Here is a 19993-nt window from a genome sequence, read left to right on the forward strand (position 1 = left end):
CACACCCGACGCTCTCTCACCGGGCGGCGACGCGCATATTCCTTGTCGACGCGCACATTCCCTGACGCGGCCCGTATTCCGTGAGCGTCAGAGCGGATGCGCGTCGATTGCGACCGTGCGCGTCGACCGTGGTGCAGGTAGTTTTCCACATGGCGGCAGCCTGATCTGTCGCACAGGGCGCGCAACTGGCATCTTCGGTACATGACCGACCTTCCACCGCTCCTTTTGGCCCGCGACCGCATCCAGCACGGACTGACCGCCAAGGACCTCGCCAAGGGAGTCAATGCCGGTTCGCTTGTCCGGATCCGGCACGGCGTCTACACCGACGGCCCCGCGTGGAAGCGACTGAAGCCCTGGGAACAGTACAGGCTCCGCATCAGCGCGGCGGCGGAAACCTTCGAACGTCCTACTGTGTTTGCCGGACATTCCGCCGCGTCTGTCTGGAGCATTCCCACCATTGGCCTGCACCATCCTGTCCACGCCCTGACGATGAAGAACGACGGCGGCCGGTCCCGTGCCGGGGTTGTCCGACACTTCGCTGATCCGGCGGGTCTGAGAGTGGTCCAGCGGGAGGGCCTGCTCGTCACCGGCCGCCTCCGCACGGTGCTGGATCTGGCCGCGTTTACGCCGTTTACGGAGGCGGCCGCCCCGTTGGACCACGTGCTGAAGCCGGACCGCGCCCTGGGACTGAGGGCCCTGACCAAGGATGGGTTGGTGACGGGCATCGGTGCGAACTACTCGGCGGCGGCCGGGCGAAGGATACTGGCCGCCTTGGCTTTCGCGGATCCAATGTCCGGTTCGGCGGGAGAGTCCTACAGCCGCGCGCTGATCCAGGTTGCCGGTTTCGAAACGCCGGTCCTGCAGCAAGCCATCCACGACAAGGACGGGCTTGTGGGCTATGCCGACTTCTACTGGAAGCTGGCAAGGGTGGTGGGCGAATTCGATGGCGAGGAGAAGTACGTCAAACCGGAGTTCCTCAAGGGCAGGACGGCATCGCAGGCGGTGGTGGAGGAAAAGAAGCGCGAGAACAGAATCCGGGCCACCGGATTCAACGTGGTGAGGTGGGACTGGGCCGATCTGAAGGATCCGGGGAAGCTGGAACGCATGCTGGCAGCGGCCGGCGTGCCCCGCCGTCGGGCGCGTTCTGCGGAACTTGACGCGCGAACGAACCTATGACGCGCACACGCCCTGTCGCTACCGGTATTGCGTTCGCGGCAGGTCATATGCGTAGCGTCACGCTGCATCGTGACACGAACCGATAGACACAACGGTTCCGTGGTGGGAAGTGTTCCGCATACACGGAACGCTTCATCGCCGCCCCATGTTTTGTAATTCAGTGCGCAGTTTTCGTGCTTGGCTTTCCACCAGAAGTTCCTTACGCACGGCCGTGTCGACGGCTTGCCGGGCGAGGTCAAGACGCATCCCATTCTCGGCAGCCCGCCTAATAGCCTGCGGGATGCTCACAATGGGAAGGCCCCGGTGGTAATCAACCTCGACCCGCCCTTTATGAAGACGAAAAACCGGCCTGCCCTGACGGCGGACGCGGACGCCAGGAGAAACGACGACGTGAATGACTCGCGGATTGACGTCGCACAGGTCCAACATCGCCAAAACAGTTTCCCCGTCCAGCACAGCTCCCTGCCCAGCCCAGAGCAGGGCCAACCTGAGCTGGGTAGTGTCATCCGTGGGAAGGTCCGGGAACCGGTAGATGCCATGCAACTCGTGCACGAGCCGACCCTTGTAGGCCATTTGAGGCAGCTCTTTTGGGTCCATCCCAACAGCGGTGGAGTCGTCCGCAGACGACACAACAGTCACAGAAGATAAATCTGCAGACCGGCGACCACATCCAGGCGTGGCACAACGGCAAGTTTTTCCACCAGGGCCGGGTGACCGACGTCGTGCGTCCCTCCCCACTTCCTCCGCCCAGGACGCGCAAACGCCCTGTCGACACGCGTATCTGCGTGTCGACAGGGCGCATGCGTAGCGCCGGGACCGTTTGCGCGTCCCCACTACCGGCGGGCGGCTGCTGAGTCCGTAAATGCGAGAATCCTTGCCGAGTTCTAACACTTAGGCATATAAATGTAAGAACTTCTACGAGATTCTTACAGATAGGTCGCCCGCATGGGACAGCAGCAGTTCGCCGCAAGTTGGCCAGCGGGCGGGTACGAGAGCCATGAGTGGGTAGGAAAGGTGGACGCATTCCGGACCAGCAGTTACCTGTCGGGAATGACCGGGCAGTCCTACAACGCCTTCATCCCGCCCCTGATCGCCGATTCCGCCTACCTGCCATCCCCCAGCACGGCGGCCCTTGCCGAGGAAGCTGCGCAGGCCATCAGCCGCTTTGACGAACGCTACGGGGAACACGTGCGTCCGTTCGCTGCACTTCTGCTGCGCAGCGAATCCGCAGCGTCCTCCCGGATCGAAAACTTGACCGCCAGTGCCCGCAGTCTTGCCGAAGCCGAACTTGGCGTCGACGACCGCGCCAACGCGACCCTCATAGTGCGCAATGTCCGCGCAATGGAATCTGCCCTCGCCGCCGCCGACAATTTGGCTCCGCAGAGCATTCTGGACATGCACCGGGCGCTGATGCACGATTCGAACGACGCAGAAATCGCCGGACAGTGGCGCGACGAACAGGTCTGGATCGGTTCCAGTCACGTCAGCCCGATCGGTGCCGACTTCGTACCGCCTCATCACAGCCGGGTCCCGGCCCTGATGGAGGACGTAATGGACTATGCACGCCGCACCGACCTTCCCGCCATGGTCCAGGGTGCCGTCGCGCACGCGCAGTTCGAGACTATCCACCCATTCACTGACGGCAACGGCCGCACCGGGCGGGCGCTGCTGCACGCAATGCTCAAACACCGTGGCGTGGCCTCGCATGTCACCGTCCCTGTGTCGGCCGGCCTGCTCGCCAATGTCACCAACTACCACGACGCACTGACTGCTTACCGTGCCGGTAACCCGGAGCCGATAATAACTGTGACGGCGGAAGCCTCGTTCCTTGCCATCGACAACGGCACTCGACTCGCCGACGACGTCGTGACCATCACGGAGTCATGGGCCTCGAAGATCACGGCGCGCCGGGACTCCGCGGTCTGGCCGGTTTTGGATCTGCTCGCCCGCCAGCCGGTGGTGAACGCCGCCGTTCTGGAGACCAAGCTCGGCCTGGATTACATGCGCCAGAAGCGCGCTTTGGATGTCTTGGAAGCGGCCGGCGTCGTCGTCGGCGTGGACAAGTTCAAGAAGGGACGCTTCTGGCGGGCACCGGAAATGCTCGAGGCTCTCGACGCCTTCGCGGAACGCGCCGGGCGCCGCAGCCGCGGCTGAGCCCCAAGCTCCCACAACGCTCACGCTGGCGCCGAAGACACCAACACAACGCCCGCCGCACCACTACTAGAAAGGACAGCAGCCAAAACAAACGCGACTAGCCTTCTAGGCAGGCTTGGCGTACGAGGCCGCACTCATGATTTCGTACCCCACGAACGTCTCGTCGTTTTCAACCCACGCATCGTGGCCCGGAGGGATGGCGTAGGCGTCCCCGGCGTGGATTGTGGTGCGGGTCCCGTCTTCCAACTGAACCGTGAGTGTACCGGCGGTGCAGAAGCCCAGATGGTTGCTCTGGCAGCTGTCGGTGTGGACCACGGTCTTGACGGTCTCGGACCACTTCCAACCGGGCTCGAAGGTGAACCTGCCCAGCGTGGTGCCACTAATGTTGACGACGTCAACTTCTGTCTTTGGCGGACGGCGCTTTTCATCCGGTTCGTTGAAGGACTTTGATTCAAGGGTTGTGACACTTACTGCAGGCATTTCAGTTCTCCTCAATAGGGAGTTGTTTATAACTGTTCCTCCGGAGGCGCGATTAGTGCTCCGGGAATGCAGGTCCGGCGGGGCCCGGGACGGCGTGCCGTAAAGGGCTGAACCGAACTCTAAGGCGGTACTCCGCTTGCCCGCTCTGGCGGCGACCTGGCCTCTGGCCCCGGTTGCCTGACCTCCAGCCCGAGTGGCTGGATGGGCGGCCGGGGCGCCCTTTCTTGCCATGGTCTACGAAGCACGGTCATGCCCAAGCAAGTCGGTGGTGGAAGCCTCCACGGGGAACCCTGCGTCTTTCCACTCGGGGTAGCCTTCCTCCAAACGTGCGGCTCTGATGCCATGCTGATTCAAGGTCCGGACGGCATTGTCGGCGAAGACGCAGTACGGGCCCCGGCAGTATGCCACAACGATGCGATCGTTGGGTAGTTGATCCAGCCGCGTCTCCAGCTCCTTAAGCGTCACGGACATCGCGCCGGCAATGTGGCCCGCCTCGAACTCGGCCTCTGGCCGGACATCAATGACTATCAAATCACCATCGCCTATGCGCTCACGCAGTTCAGCGCGGGTCATGGTCATCAGAGTTGAGCGGTCGCCCAGGTAGGACGTGGCAAGTTCATCAAGCTCGGCGAGGTGTTCGCCGGCCACCTCCCGGACGGCAGCCCAGAGCCGGGATACGGCGGGCCCGCTAAGTGAGTAGTAAATCCTGGTCCCCTCGCGCCGGGTCTTCACCAATCCTGCGCGGAGCAGTTGCTGCAGGTGCTGTGACGTGTTTGCGATCGTTTGGTCGATTTCGTGAGAAATCCCATCAACCGGGCGCTCGCCCTGAGCGAGGATGTCCACGATCTCCGCCCGCCTTCCGCTGCTAAGGACCTTGGCAACGGATGCGAATCCGTCAAAGAGTTCCCTTTTCGCCTTGTGGCCACCTGGATAGTGACCCAGGGAAGTCTGACTGCCCATGTCTTCGGTGCTCTTCCCGGGCTTGTTCATCGGCCTATCCCTCAAATCCACTCAAGTAGCTACTTGATAATGTAGCTCCTTTTGGGAGCCATATTCAAGCATCCACTTGAATTTGGTTTAGACTCCCTGACATCCGCTGAGTTGAGGTGAACAACGATGAAGGGCGCACCGAACCAGGGCCTGGTCCGCGCGGCCCGGTCCGTCGTTCACTCCTTGAGACTGCTGACCGTGACTTCGAATTCCTCCACGGCAAGGATCTGCGTTTTTTCAGCAATGCTGGTCTCTGTCCTGATCCTGTTCGCCGTCTCCCGGCTCGCGGTCATGGATTCTTCGGAGTCCCACAGAGTGATGGACAGGTCTTTGCCGGTTCCTTTCCCGTGCAGGTAATAGATTCCCCTGAAACCGGGAATTTCATGCACCGTCTTAATGATGTCTTCCGAGGGGGCATCCGAGATGGTTTCCGGTCCCGTTCCGTAGGTGCTGACTCTGGCGAACATTTCGATTTCCTCCAAGTAATCCGTCGTTGGAACCTTCTTGCCAGTGGAACGAGCGTGCTCTGACGCAAGAGCAAAATCTACCTGGTGCTGCGGTTCCTTTCATTAGTAAGGACCCGACAGGCCCTCCGCGCAAGGTTAAACCGCAACAGCGACCCCGGCGCCTCAGGGGAAAAAGCCCAGGGACCGCCAGCGAGCATTGGAAGCCAAACCCGTTGAGGAGATGCAAGCCCCGGTTGATGGTGTCCGCGTTTCCGTTGCCGTCCGTCTGGCGTGAGTCAGTCCGCTGGTCGACAATGGGTACTGTGAGCAGGGCGAGTCGATTAGATGTCCGGTCGCGAGATGGCACATCTCTCGCCGTGTGGGTCGACGGCGACGGGCCTCCGCTGGTGTTGGTACACGGCTCGATGTGCGACCACAAGCGGTTCGATCCTCTCGTCGCGGAACTCCGGGACGGCATAACGACTTTCGCAATGGATCGCCGCGGTTTCGGTGCAAGCGCCGACGCCGACGGTTACTCCATCGAGCGGGAGTTCGAAGATGTTGCGGCCGTCGTGGATACGGTGGCGGAGCGCGGTATCGGGCAGGTCGCGCTTTGGGGTCATTCCTACGGAGCAGGTTGCGCCATGGGCGCAGCCGCCCTGACGAGCAACGTGCGTCAGCTCATCCTCTACGAGCCGGGTCTCGGCCTCGCCTATCCAACCGGTTCGATCCAGGCGATCGAGGAGGCGCTGGCCGCGGGCGATCGGGAAGCGGCGATTTTCATGGCATTCGGCGCCCTCGCGCTGACAGAGAATGAACGCGACTCGATGAGGTCCAGCCCTCTGTGGCCGGTGCGCCTCGCGTCTGCCCCGACTCTGCCAAGGGAGTGCAGGACTGAAGAAAGCTGGACCTACCGGCCCGGCCAGTTCGACGCCGTCACCGCGCGAACTTTGATGCTGACGGGCTCGGAAACCCCTCCAGAAGTGAAGGACCTAGCACATCGAGCAGCCGCTGCAATCCCCAACACCGAGATGCGGGTCCTCGAAGGACACGGCCATTTCGCGTTCCAGAACGATCCGGGCATGGTGGCCGCGATCATCCGGCAGTTCACGACGAGGATGCCTCCCATGATGCCGTGTTGAGCCTGAGGGTTGCCTCGTACATGACAGGCGCCGCGAGGGCGGCAGACTCAATCACCGGGCGGATTTCGACAAGTTCAATCTCCGGGTTTTAGCGCGGCCGATGAAGGTTGGCGCCAGGTTGCAGAGTGCCCAGTACGCGGAGCCTGCGGCCAGTGAGGCCACGACGGCGAGGGCGGGGCTGAGCTCAACCAGCAGCGGGTAGACCAGCCAATGCACCAGATAGATGTGCAGGGACGCGCTGGCCAGCAGAACGCTGAGGCGCCGGAGCCCGGCCGGGACGGGAATACTGGGCAGCCACAGGAGCAGGAGTATCCCGGCCAGGACAGTCAGTTCACGGGCGGGGTTGTCGAAGAACCCCGGGATGGTCAAAGCGGCAACGACACTCACGGCGCCTCGCTGAAGGATATGGCGGGCCCGGGAAACCGCCCATCCCAGCGCGAAAAGCCAGAATATGGGCGTTGTGTGCGGAATTCCCGGCTCAAAAAGCTCATAGCGGGTGAGCAGTCCGGCGGCGAGGAGCACCAGCGGAAAGAGGAACGGGAAGCGCTTTTCGGCCCGGCTGACCCAGGGCAGGGCGAGCAGGGCCGTCATGCTGACCAGCACGTAGACCAGCACCTCGATGAACCAGAAATGCGACCGGGTGGTCACCTCTTCGGGTCCGATAATGGCGTGGAGCAGGACGATATTCGCCGGGCTGTATCTGTCGGTGACCAGGTAGGCGAAGCCGATGAAGGCCATGCTGGGGATGATGACCCTGGCCAGGCTGGCAGCTTGCTTCCGCAGCCGCGGCATGCGTTCCCCGGACAGCTGGAACCGGGCGAAGTTGAACCCCGCCACAGCCATGAGCACGTGGGCGGCACCCTGCCAGTGCAGGAATCCAATATGGGTACTGACAATCAGGAAAATCGAGACCGCCCGCAGCACGATGCTGGTTTCAAGCCGCGCGAACAGGCGGCGCTTCCGCGTCCGCGGCTGTTCAAGGCGGGCCCCCAGCACCCCCACCGGGGTGATGTGCCAGTCCGGGGGCAAATGCACCAACGCCTGCTCAAGCCGCACGGACGCTGCCACATACGAAAGCGAGTCCCCGCCCAGCGAAACGAACGTGTCGTCGTCGGCAATGTCCGTCAGCTCCAGCGTGTCCTCAAAAATCTTCACCACACTGTCCTGCGGCGTAGCTCCGGAGTTCGCGCTGGAAGGCGCGTCTTGACCTGTGGGTTTGGCGAGCGCCAGGACGGCAGGGTAGTCCAGCTTGCCGGACGCCAGACGCGGAAGCTCCCGCACCGCGTGGACTTCCAGGGCAGCGCGGGGCAGGCCTATGCCCTGGGCGAGGAGCTTGCCCAGCAGTGCTGGGTCGTGTTCACCCTCGACGGCGACGACGAGTCCCTGGTCCGTGCCGGCGCTCGCGGCCTGAATACCAAGGTCGGCAAGGATCCGTTCCACTTGGCCAAGGTCGACGCGCAGGCCGACGATCTTGACGAACCGGCTGCGCCTTCCCACGACCTCGTACAGTCCGTCTGCGGTCCTGCGCGCCAGGTCGCCGGTGCGGAGTTCATCCACCGTCCGTCCGAGGCCGAGGTCCTCCGGCGTCTGGGCGTAACCCAGCATCACGTTGGGCCCGGAATAGACCAGCTCCCCATGCTCCAGTCCGGGGACCGGGTCTATCCGGAAGGCGCCGCCGGGGACAGGGATTCCGATGGCCCCTGGCGACGTACCTGCCAGCCGGGGCGGGAGGTATGCCATGCGTGCGGTGGCCTCCGTCTGGCCGTACATCACATAGAGATCCCAGCCGCTCCTTGCGCCCAGTCCGGCGTAGCGCCGGACCAGGTCAGGGCCGAGCCTGCCGCCAGCCTGGGTCACATACCTGAGCGTGGGCAGATTCATCGCGGCGAACCCCACCCGCTCGAGCAACTCGAAGGTGTAGGGAACGGCTGCGAACGATGTGGCACCCTCGCTGCGGAACAGATCCCAGAAGCAGGGGTCCACCACGGACAGATCCGTCAGGACCAGGCTGGCACCGCGCAGCAGGTGGCTGTTGATCACTGACAGTCCATAGCAGTAGGACATGGGCAGCGTGGTCATTGCCCGGTCATACTCCGTGATGCCGAGGTATTCCGCGATGGACTCTGCGTTCGCCTGGAGGTTTTCATAGGACAGCCGCACAAGCTTGGGTGAACCGGTGGAACCTGAGGTGCTCAACAGAAGGGCCAGGTCCGGGTGCAGAGAGTGTACGGTGCCAGGCCGCCGCTCCTCCAGCACTGTCCGGCCGTTCGCCGAACTCAGGATAACGTCCGGATCATAGGCCTCGACCAGGGACTCCAGGGCGGCAGGCTTGTCCGCGGGCAGGAGGATCAGCGGATGACCGGCCGCCATGGCCGCCAAGTACCCCACCAATGAGTCAACATCGTTACCGGCCGTCAGTGCCACCAGGCGTCGTTCGGTACCGAGGCGCCGGCCCAGCTCCTCAACACGGTCGGCCAGTTCCCGATACGTCAGGACCCCGTTGCTGGTGGCAATGGCAGTCCTGTCACCGTTGTCCGCGAGGTTCGCGGCAAACGACAGGCGTTGAAGGTCAAGTTGGGTGCTCATAGCATGGGGTCCATAGGTGTCTTCGGAGAGATTAGGGGAGCCTAACTCCGAAACTTTACACCGAGCCCTGGTGAATTAAGAAACTAAAATATGCCGTATTTCTCCAGCCGCTGGCGTAATGCCGGGGTCTCGACAGGCTCGACCACCGGGGACGTACGACGTCGGCACCCTCGCCGAGTGCCGCCGTCGGACGTTCCTCCCCACTTCCTCCACGACGCGCACATTCCCTTAGGACGCGCACCCGCGCTGTCGACACCCGTATTCGGGGGTCCCCGGCGCGTTTGCGTAGCGCCAGACCGTTTGCGCGTCGCCACGACCGGCGCGCGGCAGGTACTAAATTATCGGCCTGGATAAGTTCAAGAGGGCCCGGTTCCGGCGGGATGGGAATTGCTCATCGAGGCGTCATGATTTCGACAGGCTCGATCACCGGGAGGACATCCGATCAGCCCTTTAGCTCGGCGCGGCGGAAGCGGAGTTCCCGCAGCGCCCCGTTCAAAGGTGACCCCGCGAAGGGAAGGACTTCCAGATCGATAGCGGTGGCTGCCGCCAACGCGATATTGTTGGCGGCAGTGGCCGCGCGTGGGGGCAACCCGATGCTGGCCGCAAACTCCTGCCAATGCCGGGCCTTGAGGTTCTTGACGCGGCCGGAGACGGTCAGGGCCATGGTGTCATCGCCATAGAGCAGCGCGCAGGGGATGTCGTAGACCGGCGCCACTACCCAGCCGCCGTACAGGCCCTCCAGGACCGACGCGTTCTTGGCATGCAGGTCACCGTTTCCGGTCAGCCACGCGAAGACGAACTGCAGGTAGAGGTTCCTGACGGCAACAGCTTTGGCTTTGCACAGCCCAGCCAACGCCTCCACTACTTCCTCGGAGCTCACGGCATATTTTGATGCCGGAGGAAGGTTCAGGACCTGTGCGGCATCCTCCAGGGCCAGGCGCAGCAGCCCGTGGTCCTGCGTGCGGTCGAACCGCTCCACGAGGAGTCCGGGCAGGCCATTCCGGTCCGAGACAACGCTGTGCTTGGCCACCGGGATTTTCAGCGCCTTAGCCCCCGTGAGGTGCGCTGCTTCATTTAGGACCAGATGAGGGTGCCGCGGCGGATCCAGTTTGAGCAGGTACCGCCGGTTGGCCAAGGCGACCGGGGTGGTCAGCATCGAAGCGCTGGCTTTGGCCTGGACTCCCGGTAGCCCGTGAGGGTCCACTGCGTCGGCGAGGACAGCGAAGTCCAGGTCCTCCGGACGCGACGTGTCCGCCAGCGGCAGTGGCTCCCCCGGCACTTTTCCGGCGGGTACGATCTGCACGTCACCGGGAACGTCGGCACCGACGGCAAGCAGAAGGCTGAGCTCATCACCGAGGCTGGTCTTCACGGCGTCCCTCAGGACCGTGAGGCGGTGGCCTTCGGGTAAGAGGCCTGAGTAAAAGGACGGCAGCGCGCCACTGGGTGCTTCCACCGGCTCCGCGACAACAGGCAGGGTGGTCGCGATAGGGCGGCCGGCGGTGCTGAGGTAGTCGGGCGTGTAGGAAAAGACGACACTGCCGCGGCTGGTCCGGTTCAAACGTCCCGCCAGGACACCTGCCTTGTACACATCCGCGCTGCGGACGAATCTCAGTCGCCCCAGGTCGTCAGGCATCGGTAGCCTTGAGGTGCAGCCCCACAGCGTTGGCCGCGGCGGCCACCGTGACCAGGGATGGATTGCCGGTCCCGGTTTCGATGGCGTGAACGGTCCGGGAGGACGTACCGATCAGGTCGGCCAGCGTGCCCTGGGTGATACCAGCCTCCTTTCGGGCGCGCCGAATGCTCGCCCCGATGGCTGCGACGTCCTCCACTGCGGCTCCTTCTGAAATATATTGCTGATTCCTCTGGTTTCACCGCCCACTTTTCCCTATTGGATACAAATCTGCAACATATTTGTGAAAATGCGTTGTTGCCCTTCATGATCACGGGCAAACGCTTGAATCAGAAGGATATTTCCGATCATCCACTGCCCGGGGCGGCTGCCGCCGTCGGACGTTCCTCCCCAGCCCCTCCGCCCAGGACACGCAAAAGCCCGGCGTGTCAGGGGCTTTGTGAAACTAGACTTGCCTCATGACACCGCAGGAGCTGGCCAACCTGGCACATTTGCGCCGGGCGCGGGACCTGATCGACCGCGAGTACGCCCGGCCGCTCGATGTGCCCACCATGGCCGCCGGGGCCCTCATGTCAGCGGCGCACTTCTCCCGCCAGTTCAAGGCCGCCTACGGTGAGACGCCGTACAACTACCTAATGACGCGGCGGATCGAACGCGCCATGGCCCTGCTGCGCGCCGGCGCCAGCGTGACCGATGCGTGCATGGAGGTGGGTTCCACGTCCCTGGGTTCCTTCAGCTCGCGGTTCACCGAGATCGTCGGCATGACGCCCAGCGCCTACCGGGCCCGCGAACACCACGCCGTAAAGGCGATGCCCACGTGCATCGCCCGCCAGCACACCCGGCCCGCGCGCAAACCGAGCAGGATTGAAGAAGCCTCTTCCTAGCCGCTCCCCTAGCGTGGGAGACATGAACATTTTATTGAAGTACGCACACGTCACCGTCAACGATCTCGATGAGTCCCTCGCCTTCTACCGCGACGCCCTTGGCCTGGAAGTCCGGAACGACGTCGGCTCGGACGGACAGCGCTGGGTCACCCTTGGCAGTGCCGCCCAGCCCGACCTTGAGATCGTCCTCTCCCCTCCCCACGCCGGCCGCTCCCAGGCCGACGGGGACTCCATCCAGGAGCTCCTCACCAAAGGCGTTATGCCCATGCTCGTGTTCAACACGGACGATCTCGACGCCACCTTCGAAACCCTCCGGGCGTCAGGCGCCGAGGTTCTCCAGGAACCCATCGTCCAGCCGTGGGGCCCGCGCGACTGCGCCTTCCGCGACCCGTCCGGCAACATGATCCGCATCAACCAGGGCTGACATTAACGTTCGACGTCGGCACCCAACCCGGGGGCCGACGTCGTGCGTTCCTCCCCGGTTCTGTGACGCGCAGATTCGTTTTCGACCCGGATATTCCACTACGCAGTCCATATTCCGGGTGCGCCCGTGGAGGTGCGGGTCGGAAACGCACAAGCGCGTCGCCAGAACTTCTCTACATAGCGGCACCTACCCCTCGCGCCGAGGGCGCGCAGCTGGCATCTTCGCTACATGACCGACCTTCCACCGCTTCTCTTGGCCCGCGACCGCGTCCTTCACGGGCTAAAGCTTTTGGACCGGGCCTGAATGTCGTCGCGCACGAGGCGAATGCGCTCCATTCCTTCGCTGTCGCGTTCGGAGGCAGCCGGAGCCCTAAGGGCCGCAAAGTACTCTGAGGGGACAGGCAAACCGCCTGCCTGCCCGGCTGCAGGATCTGAGCCCGTTCCGGCACTCCGCGGCGATGCCCGTCGAGCCGTTTGATCCGGCAGCTGCCTAGATCATGTCCGCTATTGCCCTCACCGGGGCAGGGATCGCCACCTACCTGTTCCGGTGGGTACTACATCCGCAACCCGGCAGGTGCAGGGGGGAGCTCGGATGTTACCCGGCCCTCCTCTCTTACTCCTGTGCGTCCATCTGGGTGTCGACCGGCCGCCGCCGGCCGGTGATCCCGGTCGGGACAATCTCCACGTAGGACCCTTTCGCGGTCGGCGTCCAGGGGCGCTGGGCCTTCTGCTGAGCGGCGTCGATTTCCGACCAGTTCTGCAGTTCGCGGGCCGTCCCTTGAACGACAACGATCCAGGCGGACGCTTCCGACCGGCCGTTCGCTTCAAAGGCCACCGAAGGGTTGATGGTCAGTTCCACAAGCATTTCGCCCTGCGGCGTTCGCACAAGTATTTTTCCGTCCTGGGCGTGGAATTCCACGGGAAAAATATCAGGCTTGTTATGCACACTCACGGCCAGCCGGCCCTCTGTCGTACCGGCCAGCAGTTCCCAGCATTCATCCGGGGCCAGGTTCGCCGCGGGATACTGCGCGTCAGAGAGCATGATCGTCCTTCCATGGCCCCGGACATGCCGTTTGGCCTTGTTGTCTGCCTCATCCGGCGCTCTTGCGCCGAAGATATACCGCCCAGCCTAACGCCGGGTTTGGACCCCTTGGCCCTCCACGACCCGACCCGGGCTCGGCCCAGGAGGACACGGAAGCGGCCGATCCGACCAAGCTAGAACTGCGCTGAGCACGTTCGGCGTTTTCTGGAACTTGCGAGTGGATCGCCGGGACGGGTCGGGCGGGGGGACTAGACGAGGCGTGCCTTAAGATTGTCGTCCAGTGCTGCGAGGAACTCCTCTGTGGTGAGCCATTCCTGGTCCGGCCCCACCAAAAGGGCCAGGTCCTTGGTCATCTGGCCGGCTTCGACCGTCTTGATGACGACGTCTTCGAGAGTCACAGCAAAGTCAATGACGGCAGGGGTGTTGTCCAGTTTCCCGCGGTGCATAATGCCCCTGGTCCACGCGAAGATCGAGGCGATCGGGTTGGTCGAGGTCACCTTGCCCAACTGGTGCTGGCGGTAGTGGCGCGTCACGGTGCCGTGTGCGGCTTCAGCCTCGACGGTCTTGCCGTCCGGGGTCATCAGCACGGAGGTCATGAGGCCGAGCGAGCCGTAGCCCTGGGCGATGGTGTCGGACTGGACGTCGCCGTCGTAGTTCTTGCAGGCCCAGACGTAGCCGCCGTCCCACTTCATCGCCGAAGCGACCATGTCATCGATCAGCCGGTGCTCGTAGCTGAGGCCTGCCGCTTCGAACTGGTCCTTGAACTCGGCGTCGAATACTTCCTGGAAGAGATCCTTGAACTGGCCGTCGTAGGCCTTCAGGATGGTGTTCTTGGTAGAGAGGTACACGGGGTAGTTTCGCTGCAGTCCGTAGGCGAAGGAGGCGCGGGCGAAGTCCCGGATGGAGTCGTTGAAGTTATACATGCCCATGGCAACCCCTCCCCCGTCGGGGTATGTGACCACCGTCTGCTTGATCTCTTCGCCGCCGTCGGAGGGGGTGAAGGTCATAGTCAGCGTGCCAGGACCCGGGACCTTGAAGTTGGTCGCCATGTACTGGTCGCCGAAGGCGTGACGGCCGATGATGATCGGCTTGTTCCAGCCCGGAACCAGGCGCGGGATGTTGGAAATGATGATGGGCTCGCGGAAAACGACGCCGCCCAGGATGTTACGGACGGTTCCGTTCGGGGACGGCCACATCTTCTTCAAGCCGAACTCCTCAACGCGCGCCTCGTCAGGGGTAATCGTGGCGCACTTAACGCCGACGTTGTATTCCTTGATGGCGTTCGCGGCGTCGATCGTGACCTGGTCATCGGTTGCGTCACGGTTCTGGATGGACAAATCGAAGTATTTCAGGTCCACATCCAGATACGGGACGATCAGGCGGTCCTTGATGAACTGCCAGATGATGCGGGTCATCTCGTCGCCGTCAAGCTCCACAATGGAGCCAACAACCTTGATCTTTTCGTTCATACCGTCTCCTTGATTCATGGGCACATTGACCCACACCGATGGTGGTCTCTGACATCTGCGAACCCGGAAGTGGTGCCCGGTGCGCGGAGGGGACCGGGCACCGCGTCTGGCACCTATCGGGAGCTGATGCGCGGCGTCCCCCGGCGGGCAGCGAAGCGGTTCTTGAGATGTTGCAGCTCGGCCGGCAACTCGGCGGGCAGCGAGTCACCGAACCGGGCGTACCACTGATCGATGCTGTCGATTTCCTGGGCCCATTCGTGTGAATCGACCGCCAATGCGGCACTGAGGTGTCCGGGGGTGACGTCAAGGCCTTCGATGTCGAGGGACTCCGGTGCGGGGACGAAGCCGATGGGGGTTTCGATGGCAGCCGCTGTCCCTTCGAGCCGTTCGATGGCCCATTTCAGGACGCGGGAGTTGTCTCCGAATCCGGGCCAGAGGAAACTCCCGTCGGCGCCGCGGCGGAACCAGTTGACCAGGAAGATCCGGGGCAGTTTTGCGGGATTGGCCGTCCGGCCGGTCTCCAACCAGTGGTTGAGGTAGTCCCCGGCGTTGTAGCCGATGAAGGGCAGCATGGCCATCGGATCGCGGCGGACGACCCCGACCTGACCGGCGGCTGCCGCTGTCGTCTCGGAAGACAGCATCGACCCCATGAAGACACCGCCCGCCCAATCTCTGGACTCGGTGACCAGCGGGATGGTTGTCTTCCGGCGGCCACCGAAGAAGATGGCGGAGAGCGGCACGCCCTCGGGTTGGTAGTATTCCTCGGCCAGGATACTGACCTGGCTGATGGGGGTGCAGAACCGTGAGTTGGGGTGCGCTGCGGGCCGGCCGGAGGCGGGGGTCCAGTCCTGTCCGGTCCAGTCGGTCAGGTGCTCCGGGGTCTCCCGGGTCATGCCTTCCCACCAGACGCCGCCGTCATCGGTGAGGGCGACGTTGGTGAAGATGGTGTTGCCCTTGGCGATGGCGTCCATCGCGTTGGGGTTGGTGTGCCAGCCGGTGCCCGGTGCGACGCCGAAGAGACCCGCTTCCGGGTTGGTGGCGCGCAGTTCCCCGTCCTTGCCCGGACGTATCCACGCGATGTCATCCCCGAGGGTTTCCACCGTCCAGCCCTCCACGGTGGGGTTCAGCAGGGCGAGGTTGGTTTTACCGCAGGCCGAGGGGAAGGCGGCGGAGATGTAGTAGACCTTCTGTGCCGGGCTGGTGAGTTTGCGGATGAGCATGTGTTCCGCGAGCCAGCCCTCCTGCCGGGACATCGCGGAGGCGATGCGCAGTGAGTAACACTTCTTACCCAACAGCGCGTTGCCTCCGTAGCCGGAGCCGTAGGACCAGATGGACTTCTCCTCGGGGAAGTGAACGATCCATTTCTCTTCGTTACAGGGCCAGCTGACATCCTGCTGGCCTGGCTCCAGCGGTGCGCCGACCGAGTGCAGCGCCGGGACGAAATCCGCGTCCAGCTCGACCATTCTGGCCAGCACGCCCGCACCGGTGTGCGCCATGATCCGCATTGACGCCACGACGTAGGCGCTGTCAGTGATCTCAACCCCGAATTTGGGGTCCTCCGCGTCGAGGTGGCCCATCACGAACGGAATCACGTACATGGTGCGCCCGCGCATTGCACCGGCAAAGAGCTCATGCAGTTTTTCCTTCATCTGCGCGGGTTCCATCCAGTTATTGGTGAAACCTGCGTCCCGTTCGTCTTCGGAGCAGATGAACGTCCGCTCTTCGACCCGGGCGACGTCCTTGGGGTCGGAGAAGGCGGCAAAGGAGTTGGGGAACTTGTCCTCGGCCAGGCGCGTCAGCGTACCGGCGGCGACGAGCCCGTCGGTGAGCGCACGGTATTCGGCCTCTGATCCGTCGACCCAGTGAATGCGGTCCGGTCCGGTCAGGGCGGCTACTTCGCCGACCCAGTCCAGAAGACGGGGGGAGGCAATGGGGGCGGTGTCCAGGAGGCTGGAGTATGTGGTGTTGTGCACGATTCTCTTCCTTCCCCCGCACTGACGGCGGGCGGGGCGGTCTTAGAAAGCTCATGGGGAATGGTTCGTGAAGCCGCGGCCAAGCGGCCCGGGACAGGCAGGGCCCGCCGGCCTCGCGGTAAAGAAAACTGGCCGCAGGTTTACTGTTTGATGGATACATCATCTAATATAACAGGTAGTCGCGGACCTGCGCTGCCCTGCCCCTGAGATCGTGATGCTCGGACGCCCCCGTGAGGCGGCCCTTCGGCCGGGCAACGGCAGGGATTGGGCGGTGCGCCGGCAGGTGCTAAGGTCCCGGCGTCAGGCTTTCGGCGTAGGGCAGGACGGTCCTCAGGTCCGGGGCCCCGATTTCCAGGCGGGCGCGGGCGAGGGCGATGACGTCCAGGTCTTTGTTTTCCGCAAGGTGGACGACGGGGTGGCCGTTGGGCAGCAGGAGCCACCGCACCGCGGGGAGTTCCGGACCAGGACGGTTCCGATGAAGAGTCCGGCTTCTACCTTCAGGCGCCACGGCGCCAGCTCGATCCTCTCCGGCCCGGTGAGGAGTCCTCCGAGTACTTCGATCCCCTGCGCGGCGTCAGCGAGCGTTGCGCCGCGGGCCGCTGCCCATTGACGGAGGCTGCTGCACTGCCCCAGATGGGCATCGAGTTGTTTTTCGACGGCAACAACGCCGCCGGCCAGTTCCCGGGTGAAGAAGATTGCGTAGTCCCGGGCGGTGCCGGCACCTGGGCCGTGCCGGGAAAAATCCGCGGGCTGTCCGCTCATAGCCTGAGGCCTCCGGTCGCCATCCGGGTGAGGGGAATCCCTGCTTGGAGTTCCTGTCCGTTGAGGGAGCTGTACGCGGTGATATCGCGATCTTCCCCCAGCCCGGTCAGGGATGCCCGCGGGAAGAGCGCCGTGACGGACGCACCCGCGCAGGTCGCGCCGCCTCGAGGGTGCACCGTGCGGGTGACGGTCCCGAAATCGTAGGTGGACTGGCCTGTGACGCGGCCGTCCCGGAGGCTGACTGTGAGGTGCCTGATCGTGCTCCGGTCCGCGTCGCCGGCACGGAGCCCTACCAGGTAGCTTCCCCCGGCTGGGGGCCTGTTCAGTTCAAATTCCACGCGCACGTCCGGTCCGGAGGTGTCCACCGAGACCCCGGTGATGATCGGAGCCGGAGGCGTGGGAGCAGGAACGGGCGCTGGCCGCTCGACCCCCGATGTCGTCAGCGGGTCCCTCATGCCGCACCCGCCCCGGCCCGGCGATGGGGCTTTGACGCGCGGCGGGCCGTGGGGGCCGGCTGGGGCTTTACTGCCATGGGCATGGTGACCTCTTTCCGGCCGGCCAACGTCCGTGACGGTGCCCACCGATATGGGCTGTGTCCGAGCCCGCGCCAGCGGGCCCGGCGGGGGCAACTGCTTTACCCCCTGTTATATTGGATGATAGAAGGATAAAATAGTCAAGCAAGGTTTTGCTGTGAGGCCGGGAGGCAGGCATGGACGATTTTTCGGATTTCCGGGCGCCCTTATATGAGGTAAAGGCCAACCTGTTCAAAGGTCTGGCGCATCCGGTGCGGATCAGGGTGCTGGAGATGTTGTCCGCGGCACCGGAAGTGTCGGTGACCGACATGCTCGCCGCGACCGGGCTGGAGGCCTCGCATCTGTCCCAGCACTTGTCCGTGCTGCGCCGCTACCACCTGGTGACGGCTGAACGCCGGGCCCTGCAGATGTTCTATTCCCTGGCGTACCCCCAGGTCGCGGACCTCCTCGCGGTGGCCAAGCTGCTGCTGAACGACATGCTGCGCAACACCCGTGACCAGCTCGAATATTCGGCGGCAAGCTCTCCTGCGGCTGCCCCTGCAGGCAGCGTCTGATGAGCGCTCTGGACACGGCCCGTGCGCTGTTGCCGACCTGGCGGGATTATGGTGAACTGCCCCGCAGTTGGAAAGGGGACCTGGTCGCGGGCATCACGGTCGGTATCGTCGCGCTGCCGCTGGCGCTGGCCTTTGGTGTCAGCTCCGGCGCCGGTGCGGCCAGCGGACTGATCACTGCGGTGATCGCGGGGGTGATCGCGGCTGTTTTTGGCGGCTCGAACATCCAGGTTTCCGGGCCGACCGGGGCGATGGTCGTCGTCCTGGGCCCGGTCATTGCCACCCAGGGCATCGGTGCGCTGGCCGCGGTCTCGGTCCTGGCCGGGGTGATCGTCATCGTTGCCGGGGTACTCAAACTCGGCCGGGTCGTTACCCTCCTGCCGTGGCCGGTGATCGAAGGATTCACCCTGGGGATCGCGATGATCATCTTCCTCCAACAGGTCCCGGCGGCCTTCGGCGTTAAAGCCGGACCGAGCAGCAACGCCGCCGTTTCTGCCGTCCAGGGGCTCACCACAGCGTCCCCCGCCGCTCTCCTGGCCCCCGTGGCACTGGTGGCCGTGGTCGCGCTGATCATGATCGCGGCCCCCCGGATCCACCCGCAGATCCCCGGGTCGCTCATTGCCATCATCGTCGCCAGCATCGCCGCCCAGGTCCTGGACCTTCCTGTGGCCCGGATAGGTGCCCTGCCGGACACCCTGCCCGCCCCGGTGATCCCCGCCCTGGACTGGGGCGCAGTGGCTGCGCTGGCCGCCCCTGCGGCCACGATCGCGGCGCTGGCCGCGATCGAGTCGCTGCTCTCAGCACGGGTCGCCGCCTCGATCTCTGACACCGGCCCTTATGACGCGGACCGCGAACTCCTCGGCCAGGGACTGGCTTCGGTCTGCTCCGGGTTCTTCGGCGGCATGCCTGCCACCGGCGCCATCGCCCGCACCGCGGTAAACATCCGCTCCGGCGGCAGGACCAGGCTTGCCGCGATCATCCACGCCCTGGTCCTGCTGGCCGTGGTCTACTTGGCCACCGGCCCGGTCTCCCGGATCCCGCTCGCGGCCCTCGCCGGTGTCCTGATAGTCACCGCTACGCGCATGGTGTCCCTCGCCACGCTGCGCAGCGTGATCGGCTCCACCAGGGCAGACACGGTCGTTTTCTTCATCACCGCCCTGATCACTGTGTCCTTCGACCTGATCCAGGCCGTTGCGATCGGCATCGCCGTCGCGTCCTTCTTCGCCCTGCGCACCCTGGTCAACTCCAGCGGCGTGCACCGCGAAGAAATCCCGGGACCGGTCCAGGACGGGGACGAACACATTGCCGTGTTCCGGCTCGACGGGGCCCTGTTCTTCGCCGCCGCCGAACGCGTCCTGGACCGGGTCAGCGCGATCCGCAACGTCGACGTGGTCATTATCCGCATGTCCCAGCTCCAGGTCCTGGACGCGACCGGGGCAAGGGTCATCACCGACATCGTCAACGCCCTCGAACGCCGCGGAATTACCGTGCTGATCAAAGGCATCCAGGAACGCCACCTGGCCCTGGTCACCCGGGTAGGTGTGCTGGAGTCCCTGCGCCACCACAAACACCTGTTCGAAGATCTGCCCCCGGCTGTGGAACACGCCCGCAGCCACGTCGCCCGGGCCAGGGCCACCCGTGCCACCGAACATCCCCCACAGGACAAGGCACCCGACGCAGGCCAGGACCCCGTCCGTGGCCGGGCTGCGGGAACTACTCCCGGAAACACCACGGTCCGATGAATGTTCAGGA

General features: G+C 64.2%; 19 protein-coding genes. 7 read left to right on the top strand and 12 right to left on the bottom strand.

The window, feature by feature from the left end; translation table 11 throughout:
- Nucleotides 1–201 precede the first annotated feature (201 nt).
- Nucleotides 202–1176 carry a hypothetical protein gene (locus ACX80X_RS13445; protein WP_459312315.1) on the top strand — a complete coding sequence of 325 codons (975 nt, stop codon included), beginning with the start codon at nt 202–204 and terminating at the stop codon, nt 1174–1176.
- A gap of 132 nt (nt 1177–1308) precedes the next feature.
- Here ACX80X_RS13445 and ACX80X_RS13450 read toward each other — a convergent pair whose 3' ends face one another.
- On the bottom strand, nt 1309–1815 hold the full coding sequence (locus ACX80X_RS13450) for a hypothetical protein (protein WP_459312317.1): 507 nt from the start codon (nt 1813–1815) through the stop codon (nt 1309–1311).
- 306 nt (nt 1816–2121) lie between these two features.
- Between ACX80X_RS13450 and ACX80X_RS13455 the strand changes: the two genes are divergently transcribed.
- Complete coding sequence (locus ACX80X_RS13455; protein ID WP_252598608.1) at nt 2122–3330, top strand: Fic family protein; 1209 nt, start codon at nt 2122–2124, stop codon at nt 3328–3330.
- Between the two features lie 105 nt (nt 3331–3435).
- Here ACX80X_RS13455 and ACX80X_RS13460 read toward each other — a convergent pair whose 3' ends face one another.
- From ACX80X_RS13460 to ACX80X_RS13470, 3 genes are all read right to left on the bottom strand, one after another.
- The gene (locus tag ACX80X_RS13460) at nt 3436–3810 is read right to left on the bottom strand and encodes a cupin domain-containing protein (RefSeq protein WP_252598609.1); all 375 of its coding nucleotides are present in this window, start codon (nt 3808–3810) and stop codon (nt 3436–3438) included.
- Nucleotides 3811–4044: 234 nt separating this feature from the next.
- Nucleotides 4045–4800 carry an ArsR/SmtB family transcription factor gene (locus tag ACX80X_RS13465; protein WP_252598610.1) on the bottom strand — a complete coding sequence of 252 codons (756 nt, stop codon included), beginning with the start codon at nt 4798–4800 and terminating at the stop codon, nt 4045–4047.
- A gap of 176 nt (nt 4801–4976) precedes the next feature.
- Complete coding sequence (locus tag ACX80X_RS13470; RefSeq protein ID WP_252598611.1) at nt 4977–5267, bottom strand: hypothetical protein; 291 nt, start codon at nt 5265–5267, stop codon at nt 4977–4979.
- A 356-nt stretch (nt 5268–5623) separates the two neighbouring features.
- Between ACX80X_RS13470 and ACX80X_RS13475 the strand changes: the two genes are divergently transcribed.
- On the top strand, nt 5624–6388 hold the full coding sequence (locus ACX80X_RS13475; protein ID WP_252598612.1) for an alpha/beta fold hydrolase: 765 nt from the start codon (nt 5624–5626) through the stop codon (nt 6386–6388).
- A 51-nt stretch (nt 6389–6439) separates the two neighbouring features.
- On the opposite strand, the gene ACX80X_RS13480 is transcribed toward ACX80X_RS13475, so the two are convergent.
- From ACX80X_RS13480 to ACX80X_RS13490, 3 genes are all read right to left on the bottom strand, one after another.
- Entirely contained in the window at nt 6440–8974 is a 2535-nt protein-coding gene (locus tag ACX80X_RS13480) for an AMP-binding protein (RefSeq protein ID WP_459312320.1), read from the bottom strand.
- Nucleotides 8975–9416: 442 nt separating this feature from the next.
- Nucleotides 9417–10607: a type II toxin-antitoxin system HipA family toxin gene (locus ACX80X_RS13485; RefSeq protein WP_252598614.1), complete on the bottom strand. Its 1191-nt coding sequence runs from the start codon at nt 10605–10607 to the stop codon at nt 9417–9419.
- On the bottom strand, nt 10600–10803 hold the full coding sequence (locus ACX80X_RS13490) for a helix-turn-helix transcriptional regulator (RefSeq protein ID WP_252598615.1): 204 nt from the start codon (nt 10801–10803) through the stop codon (nt 10600–10602). The genes ACX80X_RS13485 and ACX80X_RS13490 overlap by 8 nt, the downstream gene beginning before the upstream one ends.
- Nucleotides 10804–11062: 259 nt before the next feature.
- Between ACX80X_RS13490 and ACX80X_RS13495 the strand changes: the two genes are divergently transcribed.
- Nucleotides 11063–11488, top strand: a complete 426-nt coding sequence (locus ACX80X_RS13495) for a helix-turn-helix transcriptional regulator (protein WP_252598616.1) — start codon at nt 11063–11065, stop codon at nt 11486–11488.
- 22 nt (nt 11489–11510) lie between these two features.
- On the top strand, nt 11511–11912 hold the full coding sequence (locus ACX80X_RS13500) for a VOC family protein (RefSeq protein WP_252598617.1): 402 nt from the start codon (nt 11511–11513) through the stop codon (nt 11910–11912).
- A gap of 612 nt (nt 11913–12524) precedes the next feature.
- Here ACX80X_RS13500 and ACX80X_RS13505 read toward each other — a convergent pair.
- From ACX80X_RS13505 to ACX80X_RS13525, 5 genes are all read right to left on the bottom strand, one after another.
- Complete coding sequence (locus tag ACX80X_RS13505) at nt 12525–12953, bottom strand: pyridoxamine 5'-phosphate oxidase family protein (RefSeq protein WP_252598618.1); 429 nt, start codon at nt 12951–12953, stop codon at nt 12525–12527.
- 248 nt (nt 12954–13201) lie between these two features.
- The gene (locus ACX80X_RS13510; RefSeq protein WP_252598619.1) at nt 13202–14422 is read right to left on the bottom strand and encodes an NADP-dependent isocitrate dehydrogenase; all 1221 of its coding nucleotides are present in this window, start codon (nt 14420–14422) and stop codon (nt 13202–13204) included.
- A gap of 113 nt (nt 14423–14535) precedes the next feature.
- Nucleotides 14536–16395 carry a phosphoenolpyruvate carboxykinase (GTP) gene (locus tag ACX80X_RS13515; RefSeq protein WP_252598620.1) on the bottom strand — a complete coding sequence of 620 codons (1860 nt, stop codon included), beginning with the start codon at nt 16393–16395 and terminating at the stop codon, nt 14536–14538.
- Nucleotides 16396–16725: 330 nt separating this feature from the next.
- Entirely contained in the window at nt 16726–17157 is a 432-nt protein-coding gene (locus ACX80X_RS13520; protein ID WP_252598621.1) for a DUF6278 family protein, read from the bottom strand.
- Nucleotides 17154–17612 carry a hypothetical protein gene (locus ACX80X_RS13525; protein WP_252598622.1) on the bottom strand — a complete coding sequence of 153 codons (459 nt, stop codon included), beginning with the start codon at nt 17610–17612 and terminating at the stop codon, nt 17154–17156. Before ACX80X_RS13525 ends, ACX80X_RS13520 begins: the two co-directional genes overlap by 4 nt.
- Nucleotides 17613–17866: 254 nt before the next feature.
- On the opposite strand from ACX80X_RS13525, the gene ACX80X_RS13530 reads away from it, so the two are divergent.
- Entirely contained in the window at nt 17867–18244 is a 378-nt protein-coding gene (locus ACX80X_RS13530; protein WP_252598623.1) for an ArsR/SmtB family transcription factor, read from the top strand.
- On the top strand, nt 18244–19983 hold the full coding sequence (locus ACX80X_RS13535; protein WP_252598624.1) for a SulP family inorganic anion transporter: 1740 nt from the start codon (nt 18244–18246) through the stop codon (nt 19981–19983). The genes ACX80X_RS13530 and ACX80X_RS13535 overlap by 1 nt, the downstream gene beginning before the upstream one ends.
- The last annotated feature ends 10 nt before the right edge of the window (nt 19984–19993 follow it).

The organism is Pseudarthrobacter sp. MDT3-1 (assembly GCF_054510755.1).